General features: G+C 67.6%; 17 protein-coding genes and 1 pseudogene. 12 read left to right on the top strand and 6 right to left on the bottom strand.

Annotated features, from left to right (window positions below):
* Positions 1 to 91: 91 nt before the first annotated feature.
* From FLX07_RS02745 to FLX07_RS02735, 3 genes are all read left to right on the top strand, one after another.
* Positions 92 to 676: a hypothetical protein gene (locus tag FLX07_RS02745; RefSeq protein ID WP_142567798.1), complete on the top strand. Its 585-nt coding sequence runs from the start codon at positions 92 to 94 to the stop codon at positions 674 to 676.
* A gap of 290 nt (positions 677 to 966) precedes the next feature.
* Positions 967 to 1623, top strand: coding sequence for an NUDIX hydrolase (locus FLX07_RS02740; protein WP_142567797.1), 657 nt, complete (start codon positions 967 to 969; stop codon positions 1621 to 1623).
* A gap of 229 nt (positions 1624 to 1852) precedes the next feature.
* Positions 1853 to 3145, top strand: coding sequence for an acyltransferase family protein (locus FLX07_RS02735; RefSeq protein ID WP_167748088.1), 1293 nt, complete (start codon positions 1853 to 1855; stop codon positions 3143 to 3145).
* Here FLX07_RS02735 and FLX07_RS02730 read toward each other — a convergent pair.
* Complete coding sequence (locus FLX07_RS02730) at positions 3124 to 3960, bottom strand: polysaccharide deacetylase family protein (protein ID WP_142567795.1); 837 nt, start codon at positions 3958 to 3960, stop codon at positions 3124 to 3126. The two genes, FLX07_RS02735 and FLX07_RS02730, sit on opposite strands and share 22 nt — an antisense overlap.
* Before the next feature lie 135 nt (positions 3961 to 4095).
* On the opposite strand from FLX07_RS02730, the gene FLX07_RS02725 reads away from it, so the two are divergent.
* On the top strand, positions 4096 to 4572 hold the full coding sequence (locus FLX07_RS02725; protein ID WP_142567794.1) for a hypothetical protein: 477 nt from the start codon (positions 4096 to 4098) through the stop codon (positions 4570 to 4572).
* Positions 4573 to 4647: 75 nt separating this feature from the next.
* Complete coding sequence (gene hisC, locus FLX07_RS02720) at positions 4648 to 5712, top strand: histidinol-phosphate transaminase (protein ID WP_142567793.1); 1065 nt, start codon at positions 4648 to 4650, stop codon at positions 5710 to 5712.
* A gap of 332 nt (positions 5713 to 6044) precedes the next feature.
* On the opposite strand, the gene FLX07_RS02715 is transcribed toward hisC, so the two are convergent.
* Genes FLX07_RS02715 through FLX07_RS02705 form a run of 3 tightly spaced genes read right to left on the bottom strand, consistent with a single transcriptional unit; the run spans position 6045 to position 8982 of the window.
* Entirely contained in the window at positions 6045 to 6458 is a 414-nt protein-coding gene (locus tag FLX07_RS02715; protein ID WP_030510994.1) for a carboxymuconolactone decarboxylase family protein, read from the bottom strand.
* 47 nt (positions 6459 to 6505) lie between these two features.
* Positions 6506 to 7528: an aldo/keto reductase gene (locus FLX07_RS02710; RefSeq protein WP_142567792.1), complete on the bottom strand. Its 1023-nt coding sequence runs from the start codon at positions 7526 to 7528 to the stop codon at positions 6506 to 6508.
* 17 nt (positions 7529 to 7545) lie between these two features.
* Complete coding sequence (locus FLX07_RS02705; protein WP_142567791.1) at positions 7546 to 8982, bottom strand: aldehyde dehydrogenase; 1437 nt, start codon at positions 8980 to 8982, stop codon at positions 7546 to 7548.
* 124 nt (positions 8983 to 9106) lie between these two features.
* Here FLX07_RS02705 and FLX07_RS02700 point away from each other — a divergent pair, with 124 nt between their 5' ends.
* The 3 genes from FLX07_RS02700 (at position 9107) to FLX07_RS02690 (ending at position 10830) form a co-directional block, all read left to right on the top strand.
* Positions 9107 to 9769, top strand: coding sequence for a TetR/AcrR family transcriptional regulator (locus tag FLX07_RS02700; RefSeq protein WP_030510991.1), 663 nt, complete (start codon positions 9107 to 9109; stop codon positions 9767 to 9769).
* A gap of 264 nt (positions 9770 to 10033) precedes the next feature.
* Positions 10034 to 10657: a transposase gene (locus FLX07_RS02695; RefSeq protein ID WP_208762065.1), complete on the top strand. Its 624-nt coding sequence runs from the start codon at positions 10034 to 10036 to the stop codon at positions 10655 to 10657.
* Entirely contained in the window at positions 10570 to 10830 is a 261-nt protein-coding gene (locus FLX07_RS02690) for a hypothetical protein (RefSeq protein WP_142567790.1), read from the top strand. The genes FLX07_RS02695 and FLX07_RS02690 overlap by 88 nt, the downstream gene beginning before the upstream one ends.
* A 1062-nt stretch (positions 10831 to 11892) precedes the next feature.
* Here FLX07_RS02690 and FLX07_RS38785 read toward each other — a convergent pair.
* A pseudogene (locus FLX07_RS38785) lies at positions 11893 to 12252 on the bottom strand (winged helix-turn-helix domain-containing protein); the annotation flags it as partial.
* 240 nt (positions 12253 to 12492) lie between these two features.
* On the opposite strand from FLX07_RS38785, the gene FLX07_RS02680 reads away from it, so the two are divergent.
* The 4 genes from FLX07_RS02680 (at position 12493) to FLX07_RS02660 (ending at position 15587) form a co-directional block, all read left to right on the top strand.
* Positions 12493 to 12792 carry a pentapeptide repeat-containing protein gene (locus FLX07_RS02680; RefSeq protein WP_142567788.1) on the top strand — a complete coding sequence of 100 codons (300 nt, stop codon included), beginning with the start codon at positions 12493 to 12495 and terminating at the stop codon, positions 12790 to 12792.
* Positions 12793 to 12797: 5 nt separating this feature from the next.
* A complete protein-coding gene (locus FLX07_RS02675; RefSeq protein ID WP_142567787.1) occupies positions 12798 to 13097 on the top strand; it encodes a hypothetical protein in 300 nt (99 codons plus the stop codon).
* Positions 13098 to 14001: 904 nt separating this feature from the next.
* Positions 14002 to 14859 (top strand): ATP-grasp domain-containing protein, encoded by an 858-nt coding sequence (locus FLX07_RS02670; protein ID WP_142567786.1) that lies wholly within the window; start codon positions 14002 to 14004, stop codon positions 14857 to 14859.
* A 170-nt stretch (positions 14860 to 15029) separates the two neighbouring features.
* Entirely contained in the window at positions 15030 to 15587 is a 558-nt protein-coding gene (locus tag FLX07_RS02660; protein WP_208762040.1) for a winged helix-turn-helix domain-containing protein, read from the top strand.
* 307 nt (positions 15588 to 15894) lie between these two features.
* On the opposite strand, the gene FLX07_RS02655 is transcribed toward FLX07_RS02660, so the two are convergent.
* Positions 15895 to 16857 (bottom strand): EamA family transporter, encoded by a 963-nt coding sequence (locus FLX07_RS02655; RefSeq protein ID WP_142567785.1) that lies wholly within the window; start codon positions 16855 to 16857, stop codon positions 15895 to 15897.
* Positions 16858 to 16892 lie beyond the last annotated feature (35 nt).

The raw sequence follows: 16892 nt of genomic DNA, 5'->3' as shown, positions 1-16892 counted from the left end.
GCCGAAGGCGGAGCGACGGTTGACCCCGTCCACGCCGGCATCGAGATGTCCTCCGCACAGGGCACTCGACGATCGACAAGGAGACCGCCCCATGAACCGACTTCGTCACCTGCCCGCCGGTCTCGCGGCGGGCGCGCTGGTGGCCGCGATGGCCCTGGCCGTCCCCGCGGCCACCGCCGCCCAGGCCGCGAGCGGGCGTGCGAACGTCGTCACCGCGCTCGACTACAACAGCACGGGCTGGGCCTACCTCCAGGTGCCCGCCTCGACCCAGGTGGCGGGCTTCGCCGAGCCGGGATTCGACGACAGCGCCTGGCAGCGGGGGCAGGCGGGCTTCGGCACCACCAACGGAACCTGCTCGTGGAACAACCAGACCAACGTCAAGACCCCGTGGGCGGTCAACACGGACATCCTGGTGCGCCACTGGCTGCACCTGCCGCGGGACGCGCAGGCGGTGCGCATCCAGGGCACGGTGGACAACGACGCGCAGGTCTACTTCAACGGCCATCTCGTGCAGAGCGCCAAGAGCGGCAAGTGCGCCGCCGGGGCGATCGACGTCGTGGTGCCCGCGACCTACCTCGACTGCTGCAACCTGCTCGCCGTACGCGGCCACGACTACGGCGCGGCGGCCTACCTGAACCTCCGTGTGACCTACGTCAAGCCCGCGCAGGCGTTCTGACGTTCCCGCCGGTGCGTCGCCCGGCATCGGCAGAGCCATGCCGGGCGTGCCGCGCCGTGCTGTGTTGTGCTGTGCCGATCATGCTGTGCCGGGCGTGCTGTGCAGGCCGCCCGGCATCGGGCCGGTGCTGTCCCGATCGTGGTGTGTCGATAGGTGGTGTGCCGGGCGACGTCCGGGGACGCCTGTCCCGGTTACGGGGGTGTGGAGCGGTGGTGACGCTCCCGCGAGGGGCCGGACCGGCCGACTCCGGACGGCCCGAGTCGCGGCCCGCGTCCTGTAGCGTGCTGCGCATGATCCCGCGTATCCCCGTCAGCGTGGATCTTGTCGTGCTCACCGTCAGGTCCCAGCAGCTCAGTGCTCTCGTCTGGCGGCGCGACCGGCCGCCGTACGAGGGCCGGTGGGCGCTTTCCGGCGGCTTCATCAAGCTGGAGGAGGACCTCCCCGCCGCGGCGGCCCGCGTGCTTGCCGAACGGGCCGGCCTTCCCGGGGCGCCGGTCCACCTGGAGCAACTCCAGACCTACGGCTACCCGGACCGCGATCCGCGCCAGCGGGTCGTCAGCGTGGCCTACCTGGGCCTCGCCCCCGACCTGCCCGCGTCCACCGAGGCCCACATGAGCTGGCAGCCGGTGGCCGAGCTGACGCAGATGGCCTTCGACCACCGCAGGATCATGCTCGACGGCGTGGAGCGGGCCAGGGGCAAGCTCGAATACACCTCGCTCGGCGCCGCTTTCTGCCCGGCCGAGTTCACCGTCGCGGAGCTGCGCCGCGTCTACGAGATCGTCTGGGGACGTCCGCTCGACCCGCGTAACTTTCACAGGAAGGTCACCAAGACGGAGGGCTTCCTCGTGTCCACCGGGCGTACCACGACGCGGGACGGCGGCCGTCCCGCCATGCTCTACCGCCGGGGCCCCGCCGTGCTGCTGCACCCGCCCATGCTGCGCACCTGACCAGCCTGCAATACCTGACCAGTCTGTTCCTGGCCGGTCTGTTCCTGACCGGCCCGTTCCTGACCGGCCCGTTCCTGACCGGCTCGCGTACCTGACCGGCTTGCCTGCCCGACCGGCCTGTGTGCCTGCCCGGCCGCGCCCGGCGGGTGGTGGGCGCGGGCGCATGCTCCACAACCAGCGCTGGGTGAATGTCCGGCTCACAGGAATCTTTCAGGATATATTCCGGCCTATGCTGGCTGCGGCCCCCCGCATCACCGATGCGCCGGCCATCCCTCCTGGCCCGTCCCGGCTGCGCGTGCTCGACCTTCTGCGGTTCTGCGCGGCTCTCGGCGTCGTCCTTTTCCATTTCGGCGAGACGCGCGCCTGGGGCACGTCCCACGCCTTTCCCACGCTGAGCACGGCGACCATGTTCGGCGTGTACGGCGTGCGCCTGTTCTTCCTGATCAGCGGATTCGTGATCCTGATGAGCGCCTGGGGCCGCACGCCGGGCCACTTCACGGCGTCGCGAATCGCCCGGCTGTTCCCGGCGTACTGGGCGAGCGTGCTCGTCCTGGGCAGCCTGGCCGTCTTCGGGCTGACCACCGATCACCGGCCGAGCCTCACCGAACTGCTGGCCAACGTGACGATGCTTCAGCACGGCTTCGCCGTACGCGACCTGGAGGTCGTCTACTGGACGCTGTGGCAGGAACTGGTCTTCTACGCCCTCATCGCCTGCCTCGCGGCCGTGGGGATCACCTACCGCCGGTGCCTGGCGTTCATGGGGGCGTGGGTGCTGCTGCTGGCGATCGCCGACCGGGTGGACGCCGACCTGCTGCAGGTGGTGCTCGTCCCGTTCAGCGCGCCGTACTTCATCGCGGGGATGGCCCTGTTTCTCGTGCACCGCTTCGGCGGGTCGCTGTTCCCCTGGCTGTTCGTGGGCGTGGGCTGGATCCTCGGGCTCTACACGGCGCTGAGCGAGGGATCACCGGTGGTCCGCAGATATGGGCAGGCGCTGGGCTCGGCGCTCGTGGTGGGCGTGATCTCGCTGATCTTCCTGGTGATGGTCCTCGTGGCGGTCGGCGCGTTCGATCGGATCGACTGGCGGTGGCTCACCTTCCTCGGCGCGCTGACCTATCCGCTCTACCTCTTCCACCACCACATCGGGTTCCTGGTGATCCGGTGGCTGCACCCGGCGCTGGGCAACCGCCTCACGCTCCCGCTGGCCGTGGCCGCCGCGCTCGTGGTCGCGTACGGCGTGCACCGGCTGGTCGAGCGGCCACTGCAACCCCGGATGCGGGCGGCCCTGGACCGCTCGCTCACGGCAGACGCGGGCCGCGTCCCCCTGACGGAGACGGCGGTCGCCTCTGCCGTGTCCCCGGTGGCCCCGCCGGTGCTGGCAGTGTCCCCGCCGGTTCCGGCAGTGCCTCCGTCTGTGCCGGCGGTGCCCCCGCCGGCATCTCTGCCGGTGCCCCTGCCGCCGGGGGCGTCCGCTCCGCACGCGGAGCCGGCGCCGGGGGCCGGTTACCTGCCGCGGGGCGGGTAGATCTCGCCAGGGCGCAGTGTGCGGCCCTGCAGCAGGGTCGTCAGCGTGACGAACTTGTAGTGCCGCTTCTCCAGTGCGGTGAGCACGCCGGGCATGGCCTTGACCGTCTCGGGGACGATGTCGTGCAGCAGGATCACGCCGTTGCGCCTGGCGAGCTTCAGCGTGCGCTGGGCGATCACCTTGGTGTCGCGAGCCTGCCAGTCGAGCGTCGACCCCGTCCACAGGATCTGCGGCAGTCCCAGATCGGCCATGAGACTCGCGACCCTGGAGTTGGTCGCCCCGTTCGGCGGGCGCATGTAGTCGGGCGTCTCACCGATCGTCTGGTTGATGATGTCCGAGGTGCTTGAGACCTCTTCGAACACCTCACCGTCGGACAGTTCGGTGAGCGAGGGATGGGTCCAGGTGTGGTTGCCGATGTCGTGCCCCTCCTCGTGGATCCGCCGGGTGAGCTCGGGACGGTTGGCCACCTTCCTGCCGAGCAGGAAGAAGGTGGCCTTCGCCCTGTGCTTCTTCAGCGTGTCGAGCAGCGCCGGGGTATAGGGCCACGGGCCGTCGTCGAAGGTGAGGGCGATGCACTTGTAGCGGGCGCAGTAGGGCTTCTTCTTCGCCCCGGCCGGGGTCGCGGCCTTCGCCGTCGCGGCCTCGGTGGTCACGGCCCTTGCGGTCGCGGTCTTGGCGGTCGCGGTCTTGGCAGGTGCGGCCTTTGCGATCGCGGTCTCGGTGGTCGCGGCGGTCGCGGGTCCGGTCGCGGTGGGGACGACGCACACGCCGGCCGCGCAGGCGCCGGCCATCACGATTCTTGCTTTCCGCCACATGCCGGTGGATCTTAGTGCTTGCCTTCGAGCCCGGTAGTGAGATCTCCGGCCCGCCAGGGAGGTACAGCGGACGTCAAGGGCCTTGAAAGCGCCCCGGGACAAGCTGTCCGCAACAACAGAGGAAAGGACCCCGCCATGACCCTCACCCGCTCCCTGGCAGGCATCACGATCGCGGCCGGCATTCTGGCCCTCGCCCCGCTCGCCACCGCGACGGCGGCCCAGGCCTCTTCGTCCAAGTCCTGGGGCCCCTACTACGCGGCCGGGTCGAAGGCCAAGGTGAGCGGCTCCCTGAAAGCCGCGGCCAAGGACAACCTGAGCCTGCCCGCGCCGTACGTCAAGGTCGCCGGCAGCGTCACCAGCCTGACCCACAAGCCGTACACCTGCGGCTGGGCCCTGTTCCGCGTCAGCTACTTCGACGCCGCCAACAAGCCGCACCTGGCCTACCGCAACTACCGCACCTGCTCCTACGGCGCGAAGAAGAAGTTCGCCTTCACCGCCAAGAACGTCGGCGAGGTCGAGCTGAAGACCTGCTCTGAGCGCAAGGCCGCCAAGCCGTCCCTCAACTGCCAGTACGCCGGCACCTGGAAGACGCTCTACGCCTACTACGAGTAGGGGCGGGGCCTGCCGGTCGTCCACAGGGGGTGTGCGGGGTGCCGCCCGGCCAGGCGGATCTCCTATCGTTAGGACATGCCTCGATTCCGCTCGATCCTCGACACCATGCCGGCCTACAAGCCGGGCAAGGCCGTGGTCTCCCCGGACGGCCGGTCATACAAACTGTCCTCCAACGAGAGCCCCTTCGGACCCCTGCCGTCGGTGGTGGAGGCGATCGCGCGGGCGGCCACAGAGGTTCACCGCTATCCCGATCCCGGCGCGGTCCGGCTCACCGAGACGCTCGCCGAGCGGTTCGGCGTGCCGTACGACCACGTCGCGCTGGGCGCCGGATCGGTGGCGGTCGCCCAGCAGATCCTGGAGGCGGTCGGCGAGCCCGGCGCCGACGTGATGTACGCCTGGCGCTCGTTCGAGGCATATCCGCTGCTGGTCGGCCTCTCGGGCGCCAACGCGGTCGAGGTGCCGCTGCGTGACGAGACGCACGACCTCGACGCCATGGCCGACGCCATCACGCCGGCGACGCGCCTGGTCTTCGTGTGCAATCCCAACAACCCGACCGGGACGGTGAACCGGGCCGACGAGCTCACCCGGTTCCTCGACCGCGTGCCCGAGAACGTCACCGTCGTCCTCGACGAGGCCTACCGGGAGTACGTCAGGGACGCGGACGTGCCGGACGGCCTCACGCTCTACCGCGAGCGCCCCAACGTCGCCGTCCTGCGCACGTTCTCCAAGGCGTACGGCCTGGCGGGGCTGCGGGTCGGCTACCTGATCGGCCAGGAGCCGGTGGCCGCCGCGGTCCGCAAGACGCTGCTGCCCTTCGCGGTCAACCACCTCGCCCAGGCCGCCGCGATCGCGTCCCTGCAGGCCGAGGACGAGTTGCAGGAGCGGGTCGAGACCGTGATCAAGGAGCGCTCCCGCGTCAGGGAGTCGCTGCTGTCGCAGGGCTGGACCGTCCCGCCCACCGAGGCCAACTTCGTCTGGCTGCGCCTCGGCGAGCGCACGATGGAGTTCGCCGCGAAGTGCGCGGCCGCGGGCGTCGCGGTGCGTCCGTTCGACGGGGAGGGGGCCCGGATCTCCATCGGCGACCGCGAGGCCAACGACGTCTTCCTCGCCGCCGCCGAGGCGTTCCGGCACGCTTCTTAGCGGAGTCTTTTGCGCAACGCGGAGCGCACAGCGCTCTGAGAGGTCGGTTTGTGAGTTGATGCCCCTTCCGGCGTTGGGTTTGGAAGAGGCGGGCTGGTCAGCGGGGTGGCTGCTGGGCTAGGGGCGGGGCTGGGCGAACAAGCCGGGCTCGGTCTCGATGAGGATGCCGCGGCTGACCAGGCGTTTGAGCTTGGAGCGGATGCCTCGGTGTTCTTGGACACGATGGGCAGGTCCAGGTCCAGGGCCTGCGGCCCCGGCGGTCATGGAGAACCTCTTCGCGAGCAGCACCCTGGCCACCTGAGGTTGGCCTGGGTGACCACTGCGCGCGGCTCTCACCGGGGCTGTTCGGCTGCGTGGATCTCCTGGAAGACCTGCCGGGCGATCTGATAGCTGTCGAAGGCCCGGGCGGCGCCGGCGTACGCCTCGATGTGGATGAACGCCTCGACGATCTCTTGTGGAGTGACTCCGTTGCCGAGTGCGATGCGGAGCTGTCCGCGCAGCGGTTCGAGCGTGCCCAGGGTGGCGGCGATCGTCACGGAGATGATGGCGCGGGTGCGGGTGTCGAGGACGTCGGTGCGCGGCCATGCGTCGCCGAAGGTGTGCAGTGTGGCCAGGCGCGTGAAGTCCGCGGCGTTGGCCGGCTCGCCCGGGCCGGGTTCCAGGAACGGCTCCAGCCGCCTGCCGAGCAGCCGCGCGGCCGTGTCGAGTGCGGCCGCGTAGCCGGATTCCTGCTGGTCGTCGGTCATGGTGGTTCCTCGATCGCTTGTCGTTTGTGAGGGTCGGAATGCGCAAATCAGTGCTGGGGGCGGACGTTGAGCTCGCCGTACTGCCCGCCACGCACCAGCGCGGGGTCGAACAGGCCCGAGAGGAAGGCGAGGTCGTCCGCGCTCAGCGGCACGGCCGTCGCGGCGGCGTTCTGGCGTGCGTACGCCGCCCGCTTCGTGCCGGGGATGGGCGCGATGTCGTACGGCTGGGCGAGCAGCCAGGCCAGGGCGACCTGGCCCGGGGCGTGTCCCCGCTCGTCGGCGAACGCCTTCAGCCCCTCGACGAGGCGGAGATTGTCCGCGAAGTTCTCCTCGTGGAACTTGGGCAGAGTGGAGCGGAAGTCGTCGCCGGAGAACGAGGTGCCGCTGGTGAAGCGGCCGGCAAGCGCGGCTCGCCCCAGGGGGCTGTACGGGACGAAGGTGATGCCCAGCTCACGGCAGGTGGGAAGCACCTCCTGCTCCACCTCGCGGGCCCAGAGCGAGTACTCACTCTGGAGAGCCGAGATCGGCGCCACCGCGGCCGCCCGGTGAAGTATGTCCGGCCTGACCGCGCTGAGCCCGATGGCGCGCACCTTGCCCGCGGTCACCAGGTCGGCCATCGCGCCGACGGTGTCCTCGATCGGCACGGTGGGGTCGAGGCGGTGGATGTAGTAGAGGTCGATGTGGTCGACGCCGAGGCGGCGCAGGCTGGCGTCGCAGGCGGCGGCCACATACTCGGGGCGGCCGTCGTAGGCCACCCCGCCCTCCTCCGAGGGCCGCGCCCCGAACTTGGTCGCCAGGACCACCCGGTCGCGCAGGCCGCGCACGGCGCGGCCGAGCAGTTCCTCGTTGTGGCCGAAGCCCTTCTGGGGCTGTCCGGTGGCCGCGCCGGCGGCGCCGTAGATGTCGGAGGTGTCGAAGAAGTCAATGCCGGCCTCGACGGCGGCGTGGATCGTGGCGACGGACTCCGCCTCGTCGGCGTCGCCGTAGAACTGGGACATCCCCATGCAGCCCAGGCCGATCGGCCGGACGGAGATGTCGGTGTGCCCGAGGGTGACACGGGCTTCGCGCATGATGGTCCTCCTGGTCCTCAGGCGGCGATGGTCTTGTACTCGATGTACTGGGCGAGACCCGCGGCGCCGAACTCGCGGCCGATGCCGCTGCTCTTGTAGCCGCCGAAGGCGCCGTCGTAGGTCGGGGCGGCTCCGTTTACGGTCATCCACCCGGTCCGGATCCTGCGGGCGACCTCGATGCCGTGCTCCCGGTCGGCGGCCCACACGCCACCGCCGAGGCCGTACTCGGAGTCGTTGGCGATGCGGACGGCGTCGTCCTCGTCGTCGAACGGGATGACGACCAGGACGGGGCCGAAGATCTCCTCGCGGGCGATCCGCATGTCGCTGTCGACGTCGGCGAACAGCGTCGGACGGACGTAGTAGCCGCCCTCCAGCCCGTCAGGGGTCTCGAGTCCGCCGGTCACCATCCGGGCGCCTTCGGCGACGCCGAGTTCGATGTAGGAGCGCACCCGCTGCTGCTGGTCGGCGCGGACCATCGGCCCGATGAAGGTCTCGGGGTCGGAGGGGTCGCCGACCCGGACGTCCTCCATCATGGCGGCCAGCGCCGCGACGACCTCCTCGTAGCGGCTGCGCGGGGCGAGGATGCGGGTGTGGGCCACGCAGTTCTCGGCGTTGTTGCCCAGCGACAGGGCCCTAAGGCCTGCCACGACCGCCGTCAGGTCGGCGTCCTCGAGGATGATCGAGGCGGATTTGCCGCCCAGTTCCAGGCTGACCCGCTTGAGCTGCTCCCCGGCGATGGAGGCGATGCGCCGGCCGGCCGCGGTGGAGCCGGTGAAGGCGATCTTGTCCACGCCGGGGTGGGCGACCAGGTACTCGCTCGTCTCGCGGCCCGCAGGCAGGATGCTCACCACTCCCTCGGGGAGGCCTGCCTCGTCGAAGACCTCGGCGAGGGCCAAGGCGTCCAGCGCCGTCTCCGGGGAGGCCTTCAGGATGACCGTGCAGCCGGCGAGCAGCGCGGGCACCAGCTTGACCAGGGCCGACTGGTGGGGTGCGTTCCACGGGATCACCGCGGCCACCACGCCGACGGGTTCGCGGCGCAGCCGCGTCGTGGCATCGCCGACGGCGCCCACCTGCTCCTCCCAGCCGAGGGCGGCGGCGGCGCGCACGTACGCCTCCGTCATCTCCGGGAGGGACTGCAGGTGCGTCCAGCGGGTGAACCACAGCGGCGAGCCGTTCTCGGAGGTGACCAGGGCCGCGAACTCCTCGGCGCGGACCGCGTAGAGCTTGGAGAACCGCTCCACGACGGCGCTCCGTTCCTGCGGGCTCATCCGGGGCCAGGGGCCCTCGTCGAACGCCCGGCGGGCGGCGGCGACCGCCCGGTCGACGTCGGCGGGGGCGGCGTGCGGCGCGGTCCCGACCAGCGAGCGGTCGTGCGGGGAACGCACCTCCAGTACGTCCGCGGTGGCCGGGGCGACCCACTGGCCGCCGACGTACAGGTTCGGGTAAGTGATCACGGAAATACTCCTCATATAGGTGTCCATCGGACCTTTAAGACTATAGCGGTCCAGTGGACACGTATCAAGTGTCCGATGGACCGCTAATGTGGGAGCCATGATCCGCGGTGCGCGAGGAGGTTCGATGGACGAGGTGGAGGCGCCGTCCTTCCAGCGGGCCAGGCGGCCCGAGCACCGGGAGCTCCGCAAGCAGGAGATCCTGGACGCCGCGGAGGCGCTGCTGGCCGAGATGCCCGCCGACGAGATCAGCCTCCGGGAGCTGGGGCGCCGGCTCGGGGTGTCCAAGACGCATGTGGTGCGCTATTTCGAGAGCCGGGAGGGCGTCTTCCTAGGGCTGCTCGCCAGGCTCCGGCTGGCCTGGCTCGACGCGCTGGCGGACGAGTGGCCGGCCGCGCCGTGCGAGCCCGACCAGGTGATGCGGGCCTGGGCCGATTCGCTCGCCGCCCGGCCGGTCCTGTGCCAACTGTGGAGCCTGCTGCCGAGCGTCCTGGAGCGGAACGTCTCCGCCGACACCGTACGCATCTACAAACTCGTCGACCTGGAACACCGCACCAGGCTGGCGAAGCTGGTCAGGGACCGGGTGCCGGCCCTCACCGCGGACGCCGCGCTCACCCTGACGGAGTACGCCGTCGTCTCATTGGTGGGCCTGTGGCCGTTCAGCAACCCGACCCCGACCGTCGTCGAGGCCACGGCCGACCCCCGGCTCGCGGGTTCCCGGGTGGACTTCGCCACCATGTACGGAGAGATCCTTCAGACCACGCTCGCCGGCCTGCTCACCCGTGCATGAAGCGGGTGCCGGAGTGGTCCTTGGGGCCCGTGGCCATCTGCTTCAGGCACCCTTGGGGAAGGCGTGCTTCTTACCGCCGATCACGGCTACGCAGGCGGCGACCAGGAGCACCAACGACGCCCAAGTGATCGAAGCGGTGCCCAGATCCGCAATCAGAGGGTGATTCGCAAGGGTATGCCTGAGTGCGTGGTGTAATCGCGTGAATTTGTAGCGTTACGGCCGATCAATGGACTTGGGCATGCTGTGATGGCGGTGTGATACGACCTGCGGGAGATCGTCAACGCGATCCTCTACCAGAGCCGGACCGGCTGCCAGTGGGACTACCTGCCCCACGACCTGCCGCCCCGCAGCGCGGTGTACTACTACTTCGCCAAATGGCGCGACGACGGCACCGACCAGACGATCCACGACCTGCTGCGCTGGCAGGCACGCGAGAAACACCGGCGATCAGCCGACCCGAGCCTGGTGGTGCTCGACACCCAAAGCGTCCACGCGGCGGCCGGAGTCCCGTCCGACACCACGGGCCGCGACGCGGGCAAGAAGGTGCCCGGGCGTAAGCGCGGCCTGGCCGTGGACGTGCTGGGCCTGGTCATCGCGGTCGTGGTACTGGCCGCATCGGTGCACGACAACGCCGCCGGGATCGTCCTGCTGGACCGGCTCACCGCCGCCACACCGCCCAGCAGCGTGCGTACGGCGCTGGTCGACCAGGGGTTCAAGAACGCCGTCGTCGACCACGGCGCCGCGCTCGGCATCGACGTGAAGGTCGTCGAGCGTAACCCCGCCGACAGGGGGTTCGTCCCGTGTCGCTCGCCGACGGCGAAAGCGAAGCCGAGCCGGCCGCACCACCGGCCGCGGTTCCCGATCACCCCGCCTACCAGCAGATCCTGACCATCTTCGCCGACACCGGCCAGCCTTTACGCGCTCGCGACCTGTGCCAGGCCCTGGACCTGCCCATCGTGTCCAAGAACACCGAGAACATCCGCTCCAAGCTCAAACGCCTGGTCAGCCGCGGCATCCTCATCGAGACCGAGCCCGGCTTGTTCGCCCAGCCCCGCCCCTAGCCCAGCAGCCACCCCGCTGACCAGCCCGCCTCTTCCAAACCCAACGCCGGAAGGGGCATCAACTCACAAACCGACCTCTGACGCCTCGACGCCGACCGTGGCGACACGCACAAGAAGTGGTACTTCTCGCCATCTTTCAGGCTGAAGCACTCACTAAGAGGCCGCGTCGTGTTTGGTCAATCAGCTGTAGGAGATGAGGGCACCCCCCGGCGATGGCGGCCAAGGAGGCGAAGTGGTCGGCGTCTCAGTGGGTGACACCGAAGATCACGGCAAAGATGAGGAATCCTGCCATCAGGAGAGAGAAGCCCAGCGCTCGGTACTGCCAAATGGAAGAGGAGTGACGGGCTCGTTCCTCAGGCTGGCGACAACCTTGTGCACGGTCATGACGATCATACTGGGGAGTTTCACCGCCAAGAAGAACACAATCTTGAAGCCCACATCGTTTCGCGGCCTTCGGGGTTGCGCGATATAAACCGACGTCTTCAGTGTGTCATTGGGTAGAGCTGAACGGTCGTAAACGTCTTATACCGAAACCCTACGGTGGCAACTGAAGGTGTGGCGAAGTGTGGGTCCGGCTTCCACAGCGGCGGCAGTCCGCCGACCGTGCGCCGTTCCCTCCGCGAGGATGCCGAACAACGACAAGCGCCCCGACCTGGCGTAGGCGGGGAACTGGAAGACCGTTAGCCAGTCGGCGTGCTCGGCTACGAAGGCCTTTATGCCAGCACCAGGTGCAAATTCAGGTTGTCCCAGACCAGCACGATCGGGGCGCCGAGCTGGGCGTGGGCGGTCAGGAGCAGATCGCGCTAGTCCCTCCAGCCGAAAGCCTTGGACTCGCCCTTGCGGCCCCGATACACGTGCAGGCGGTAGATCAGCCGGGAGCGTTCACCGCTCTTGTAGCAGACCAGGGCGGCGATGTTCACCCGACCGGTGCCGCCACCGCACACATGCACCACCGGAGTACGCCCGCGCCGGCCCCAGGTACGCGCTTGAGGCGGCCTCACCCTTAACCGGCTTCGTCCTCGAAGCAGATCCAGGCGCCAGAGGCTGCCGCCGCCTTTCCACCTACGGCCACACCTCCTTCTTCCATACCTCGATCGCGGCCTCATTGCGCTCGATCCTCCGCCGGGCGGGGCGCTGGCACGACCAGCCGTTACGGCGCAACAGCAGCCACACCCCGGGCACCGTGTAGCCGATGTGGAACATCCGGCCGATCAGCGTCTTGATCCGCATCAGCGTCCACCGCTCGTCGGCGAACCCGCGTCCCAGTTCGGCTTCCAGCCGGGCGAACTGCGCGGGGCTGAGCTTGGGCCGCGAGGGTGGGCCCTTGGAGGCCAGCGCCATGGTGCCGCCTTCACGCCAGGCACGCCGCCACCGCTCCACCGACCGTTCGGTGACGCGCAGCGTGCGCGCCACCCTCGCATTTGTGTCCCCCTGTTAGAACATTTCGGCTGCTTGCAGCCGCACTGCCTCGCGACGCTGCTGATCCTGGGGAGTGAAGCCGGCGCTGCGCATACCGCACATATCGGTCGTATCGAACAGATCAGCCCACGTCAGCTATCCCGACAAGGCGCATTTAAGTTCGGTAGTCCTTAAAGTGCCTCTTGTAGATTTTCGGCACTCAAGCTATCGTCCTGTGTAGCGTCAACTGTCAGGAGGCTGATTATGGCGGAGGCCGACTCGCCAAGAACAAACGTCCTTTATCAAGGCGTCAACTCACAGCAGGGGGCGTGGGTTGGTTCGATTCTAGACGGTAGTCGCTTTGTCCGGTCGAGTTTCAGCGACTGCGAGTTCGTCGACACCTCCCTTCGAAGCGACACATTCGCGCAGGTGTCGTTCGATGACAGTCGAATGTTGAGGTGCAGCTTCAACAATGTCGTGATAGAGGCGAGTGACGTATCCGGCCTCATCATAAATGGCGTCCACATCGGGGACCTGCTGGCCGAGCACAAGGCAAAGGGGTGATTCGTGTGGCGGAAGAGAGGTTCTTCATTCTGGAGAGCGCCCGTCCGGACGTCCTTCGCGACTTCCAGTTGGCGGCGCTCACGATCGATGACGCCATCGCCAACGCCCTATCTCTCGCCTCGGACGGCTGTCATAGCGATGGCAAAGAAGGCGGCTCCGACGGAAACGAGACGGGTAAGGAATCGAGCGAGAAGGACAGCGAGGGCAAGGAGTCCAGCGACCCGGAACTCCTCAGTTCGATCGATCCACTCGTGCTTCCGGGTGAGATAAGCGCCGTGGAGCAATTCCTGCGCCCAATGATGTGATGCGCTCGATAATCGTCTTTGCTCCTTCGCATGATGACGGCGCCCAGTCATTCATTGATCATTGTGCGGAGAAGAATGTGTCTTGCGTGCTCGTGAGCGACCTCCGAGATATGTCATTCACTCTTTCGTATGAGCACGGCAGGCATCCCCGATGGCTCTGCTTCGTGGGTGATCAGCGATTCTCGTCCACCGACACCTGTGTTTGGGTCAGGCACGCCGGAGCCCTTCGACCGATCACCGAGGTCGAAGAAGAGCGATTCGCGTCACAGGAGTACTTCGCAGCCCTGTGGTCCTTGGCAGGCATGGCGTCTCACACGGTGAACCGTCCAGGTCGATGGGCCTGGGACTACGGCCAAGGCCTACGATCGCTGATCAGGGATTCGTTCGTCGGCATCTACACGGGTTCCCGCACTACCGAATTCCATGAGTTGGTGAATCTCACGCGGGAGAAGTCTGCCGGCGAGATTCATTGGCAGGACCCGATTTCCTTGGACACCTGGTGTGGTGACACGCTACCGACGGAGCGGGAAATGCCTCCGTTCCTGCGGGCACAGGTGTGCGACACCGCGTCCTATGATTTGTATCTGATAGTGGGCGAGCACTTGTTTCCTTTGAGGTCGGCCAGCGGCCTCGATCGCTCGTCGGAGAGGTACGCGACCTGGTTGGCTCGCTTCAGGAACCGGGCCGCGAGAGAAGGCCTGTCTTTCTATACGGTTGCGGTGGTCGGCCGTCGAGGTCATCCTCTGGTCTCCGCGGTCAGGACGGACCCGCCGCTCGCCTGGTACCGGCAGTGGTCCGATGAAGTACACGACGCATTGGTCGACGTCTGCTGTGGGAGCGGTAAGGACTCTTGATCGTCTTATTGGGTGCCACGCACGATAAGACCATTGTTCATACTGCGGCAATGGCGAGATACCACGATGTTCCGTTTCTATTTTTCGATGTACAGCGCTTTCTCGACGAAGGAGGTTGGATCTGGGACGGCGAAAGTCGTGAAGGAAGACTGTGGTACGGCGACACCGTTCTGGAACTCTCGAGATCACGAGTTAGCGGCATATATTCCCGCCTGATCGACACCACTGAGCTATTGGCCGCGGAAACAAGAGGCGCGGCCCGTGTGCGGCTACGGGCATTGGTCGAAATGCTTGACGCGTGCGAGGTCGCTGTAGTGAATCGCCCGCGCTTAGAGCCCAGCAACGGCTCCAAACTCTACCATCTATGGGTGCTCGAGAAATTCCGTTTCACGACCCCCCGATCCCTGCTGACGAACTCTTGGGAGCTGCTCAGCGACTTCCTCGAACAGAACGGTCGCGTACTCTACAAAGGCGCGAGCTCGGAGAAGACCGTCGTCTCCCTGTTCACCAACACGGAAGCGGCGAGATCGGAATTACTGCGCAACAGCCCTGTCTTGTTTCAAGCGTATGTGCCTGGTGTGGATGTTCGATTGCACCTAGTGCGCGGTGAAGCCATCGCTCTTAGCGTGACCTCCGAACGATCGGAGGACTCCCTCGTGGTCGATTACCGATTCGATCCTTCGCCGAAGCGCTACGCGGTTGTACCGGTACCGGACGACGTGTTGTCATCGTGCAATGCATACCAAGCATGGTCGGGGCTCGACTTCATCGGTTTCGACTTCCGGGTGAGCCAGAAGGGCTGGACCATCCTGGAAGCGAACCCGATGCCTGGTTACGAAAGTTACGACCGCAGAGTCGACAATCGGATATTCAAAGCTTTGCTGAGCCTGCTCAGCGTCCACCGGTAGATGCGCAGCATGATCTACCGAACTTAAATGCGTCTGGTCGGGTAGCTGACGAGGGCTGATCTGTCTGTATGACCAGGGTGTGCGGTATGCCCAAGGCGGCGGCTTCACCCCCCAGGAGCAGCACCGCCGCGAGGAGATAAGGCTGCAAGCAGCCGAGATGTTCGCGCAAAATGCTGATCGGCAGGATGTTCCACCTCGGCTACACCGTGCAGGAGGTGTGGTACCTGCTGCGGCGTAACGGCTGGTTGTGCCGGCGCCCCGCCCGGCGGGCGATCGAGCGCGACGAGGCCGCGATCGAGGTGGGGAAGAAGGAGGTCTGGTCGCTGGTGGAAGATCCGCGGCGGCCAATGGCGCCTGGACCTTCGGCTGGATCGACTACCGGGATTGGTCTTGTCTGCCCACGCCCAGCTTGGAGCACCGATCGTGCTGGTCTGGGACAACCTCAACCTGCACCTGGTGCTGGCATAAAGACCTTCGCCGCCGAGCACGCCGACTGGCTCACCGTCGTCCAGCTCCCCGCCTCCGCTCCCGACCTCAACGCCACCGAGGGCATCTGGTCCCTGCTCAAACGCGGCGCCCTTGCCAACCTCGCCGCCGCCGACCTGCCCCAGCTCGTCCGCGTCATCAAACGCGCCCTGAAGAAGATCCAGTACAGGCCTCACCTCATCGACGGATGCCTCCCCCCGACCGGCCTGGCCATGAGGATGGGAGTCGACATCATGAATTAAAGAGCGGCGACGGATGGGACGCCACCGCCGTCGAGCGGCCCGTCTCCTCGCTGGTCAGCTACCGCCGCCGACACCGCCGCGATGAGTGCTGGGCCAACCACTGCGGTTCCTTCCCCTCCAATGCCGCCGCCCTCATTTGCTACCGCCGACTCGCCAAGGACGACGCCTTAGGTAGTGCCGGCGAAACCCATCCGGATTCTTTCGTGATCTCGGTGTGGTCGTGACGGTAGTGGATCTCTGTGATTTCCGCGGGCGGCCGCCGGCGGAGTCGCCCGCCCCGCGTCCCCGCAAGACGTCGTCGCCTTTTTCACGGTTCGGTGGTCGGCCGGGACGCCGTGACGCGCCCTGGGACCGCGGCGGTCTCCTCCTCCGGCGGCGGCGCGGTCCGGCCGCGGCGTTCGGTGGACACCACCAGCGCGACCCCCACCACGATCAGGGCTCCCGCCACCAGCATGGCCGCGGTGACCGGCTCCGACAGAACCGCCATCCCGAGGAGCACCGCCACCACCGGGTTCACGTACGCGTAGGTGGACACGAGCGAGATCGGGGCATGGCCGAGCAGCCAGATGTACGACGTGAAGCCCACCAGTGAGCCCACCAGCACCAGGTAGGCCAGGGCCGTCCACGACTGCCAGCTCACCGCGCCGACGTGCAGCCGCTCGCCCTGCACGAGCCCCATGACCAGCAGGGCGACGCCGCCCACCGCCATCTCGACCGTGCTGGCCACGAAGGGGTTGGCCGGCATCGGGATGCGCGGGGAGAGGAACGATCCCACCGACCACGACAGCGAGCCCAGCAGCACCACGGTGATGCCCGCTCCGCTGCCGGACGCGCCGCCGCCCCGGAGCGAGAGGAAGGCGACTCCGGCGAAGCCCACCAGCACGCCGGCCAGCGTCAGCAGGTGCGGCCGGTCCCGGAAGGCCGTTCTGAGCACGATCAGCCACAGCGGGGTCGAGGCGACGAGCAGCGCGGCCAGGCCGCTGGAGATGTGCTGCTCGGCCACGGCGACCATGCCGTTGCCTCCGGCGAGGAGCAGGAGCCCCACCAGCGCGGCGCTCCCGAACTCTCTCCACCGCATGCGGAAGGGCACGGCCCTGACGAGCAGGACCGTGCCGAGAACCAGCGCCGCCGCGACGAAACGGAGTCCACCACTCGTCATGGGCGGAAGGGTCTGGATGGCGATCGCGATGCCGAGGTACGTCGAGCCCCACACCACGTACACGGCCGCCAAGGCCAGCCATACCCGAGTGTCATGACCGTTTCGTTCCATGGGTCATGACAATAGACCGTCGCTTCTGTACGGTG

Source organism: Microbispora bryophytorum, assembly GCF_006874465.1.
GTDB lineage: Bacteria > Actinomycetota > Actinomycetes > Streptosporangiales > Streptosporangiaceae > Microbispora > Microbispora bryophytorum.
Note: the sequence above shows the minus strand (reverse complement) of the source record. Positions and strands in the feature narration are given on the sequence as shown.

Excerpts from the sequence above, each read along its gene's own strand:
- FLX07_RS02745 (WP_142567798.1), top strand. The coding sequence starts at position 92 with ATGAACCGACTTCGTCACCTGCCCGCCGGTCTCGCGGCGGGCGCGCTG.
- FLX07_RS02670 (WP_142567786.1), top strand. The coding sequence starts at position 14,002 with ATGGCGAGATACCACGATGTTCCGTTTCTATTTTTCGATGTACAGCGC.
- FLX07_RS02700 (WP_030510991.1), top strand. The coding sequence starts at position 9,107 with ATGGACGAGGTGGAGGCGCCGTCCTTCCAGCGGGCCAGGCGGCCCGAG.
- FLX07_RS02680 (WP_142567788.1), top strand. The coding sequence starts at position 12,493 with ATGGCGGAGGCCGACTCGCCAAGAACAAACGTCCTTTATCAAGGCGTC.
- FLX07_RS02710 (WP_142567792.1), bottom strand. The coding sequence starts at position 7,528 with ATGCGCGAAGCCCGTGTCACCCTCGGGCACACCGACATCTCCGTCCGG.
- FLX07_RS02735 (WP_167748088.1), top strand. The coding sequence starts at position 1,853 with ATGCTGGCTGCGGCCCCCCGCATCACCGATGCGCCGGCCATCCCTCCT.
- FLX07_RS02725 (WP_142567794.1), top strand. The coding sequence starts at position 4,096 with ATGACCCTCACCCGCTCCCTGGCAGGCATCACGATCGCGGCCGGCATT.
- FLX07_RS02730 (WP_142567795.1), bottom strand. The coding sequence starts at position 3,960 with ATGTGGCGGAAAGCAAGAATCGTGATGGCCGGCGCCTGCGCGGCCGGC.
- FLX07_RS02740 (WP_142567797.1), top strand. The coding sequence starts at position 967 with ATGATCCCGCGTATCCCCGTCAGCGTGGATCTTGTCGTGCTCACCGTC.
- hisC (WP_142567793.1), top strand. The coding sequence starts at position 4,648 with ATGCCTCGATTCCGCTCGATCCTCGACACCATGCCGGCCTACAAGCCG.
- FLX07_RS02715 (WP_030510994.1), bottom strand. The coding sequence starts at position 6,458 with ATGACCGACGACCAGCAGGAATCCGGCTACGCGGCCGCACTCGACACG.
- FLX07_RS02660 (WP_208762040.1), top strand. The coding sequence starts at position 15,030 with ATGCTGATCGGCAGGATGTTCCACCTCGGCTACACCGTGCAGGAGGTG.
- FLX07_RS02655 (WP_142567785.1), bottom strand. The coding sequence starts at position 16,857 with ATGGAACGAAACGGTCATGACACTCGGGTATGGCTGGCCTTGGCGGCC.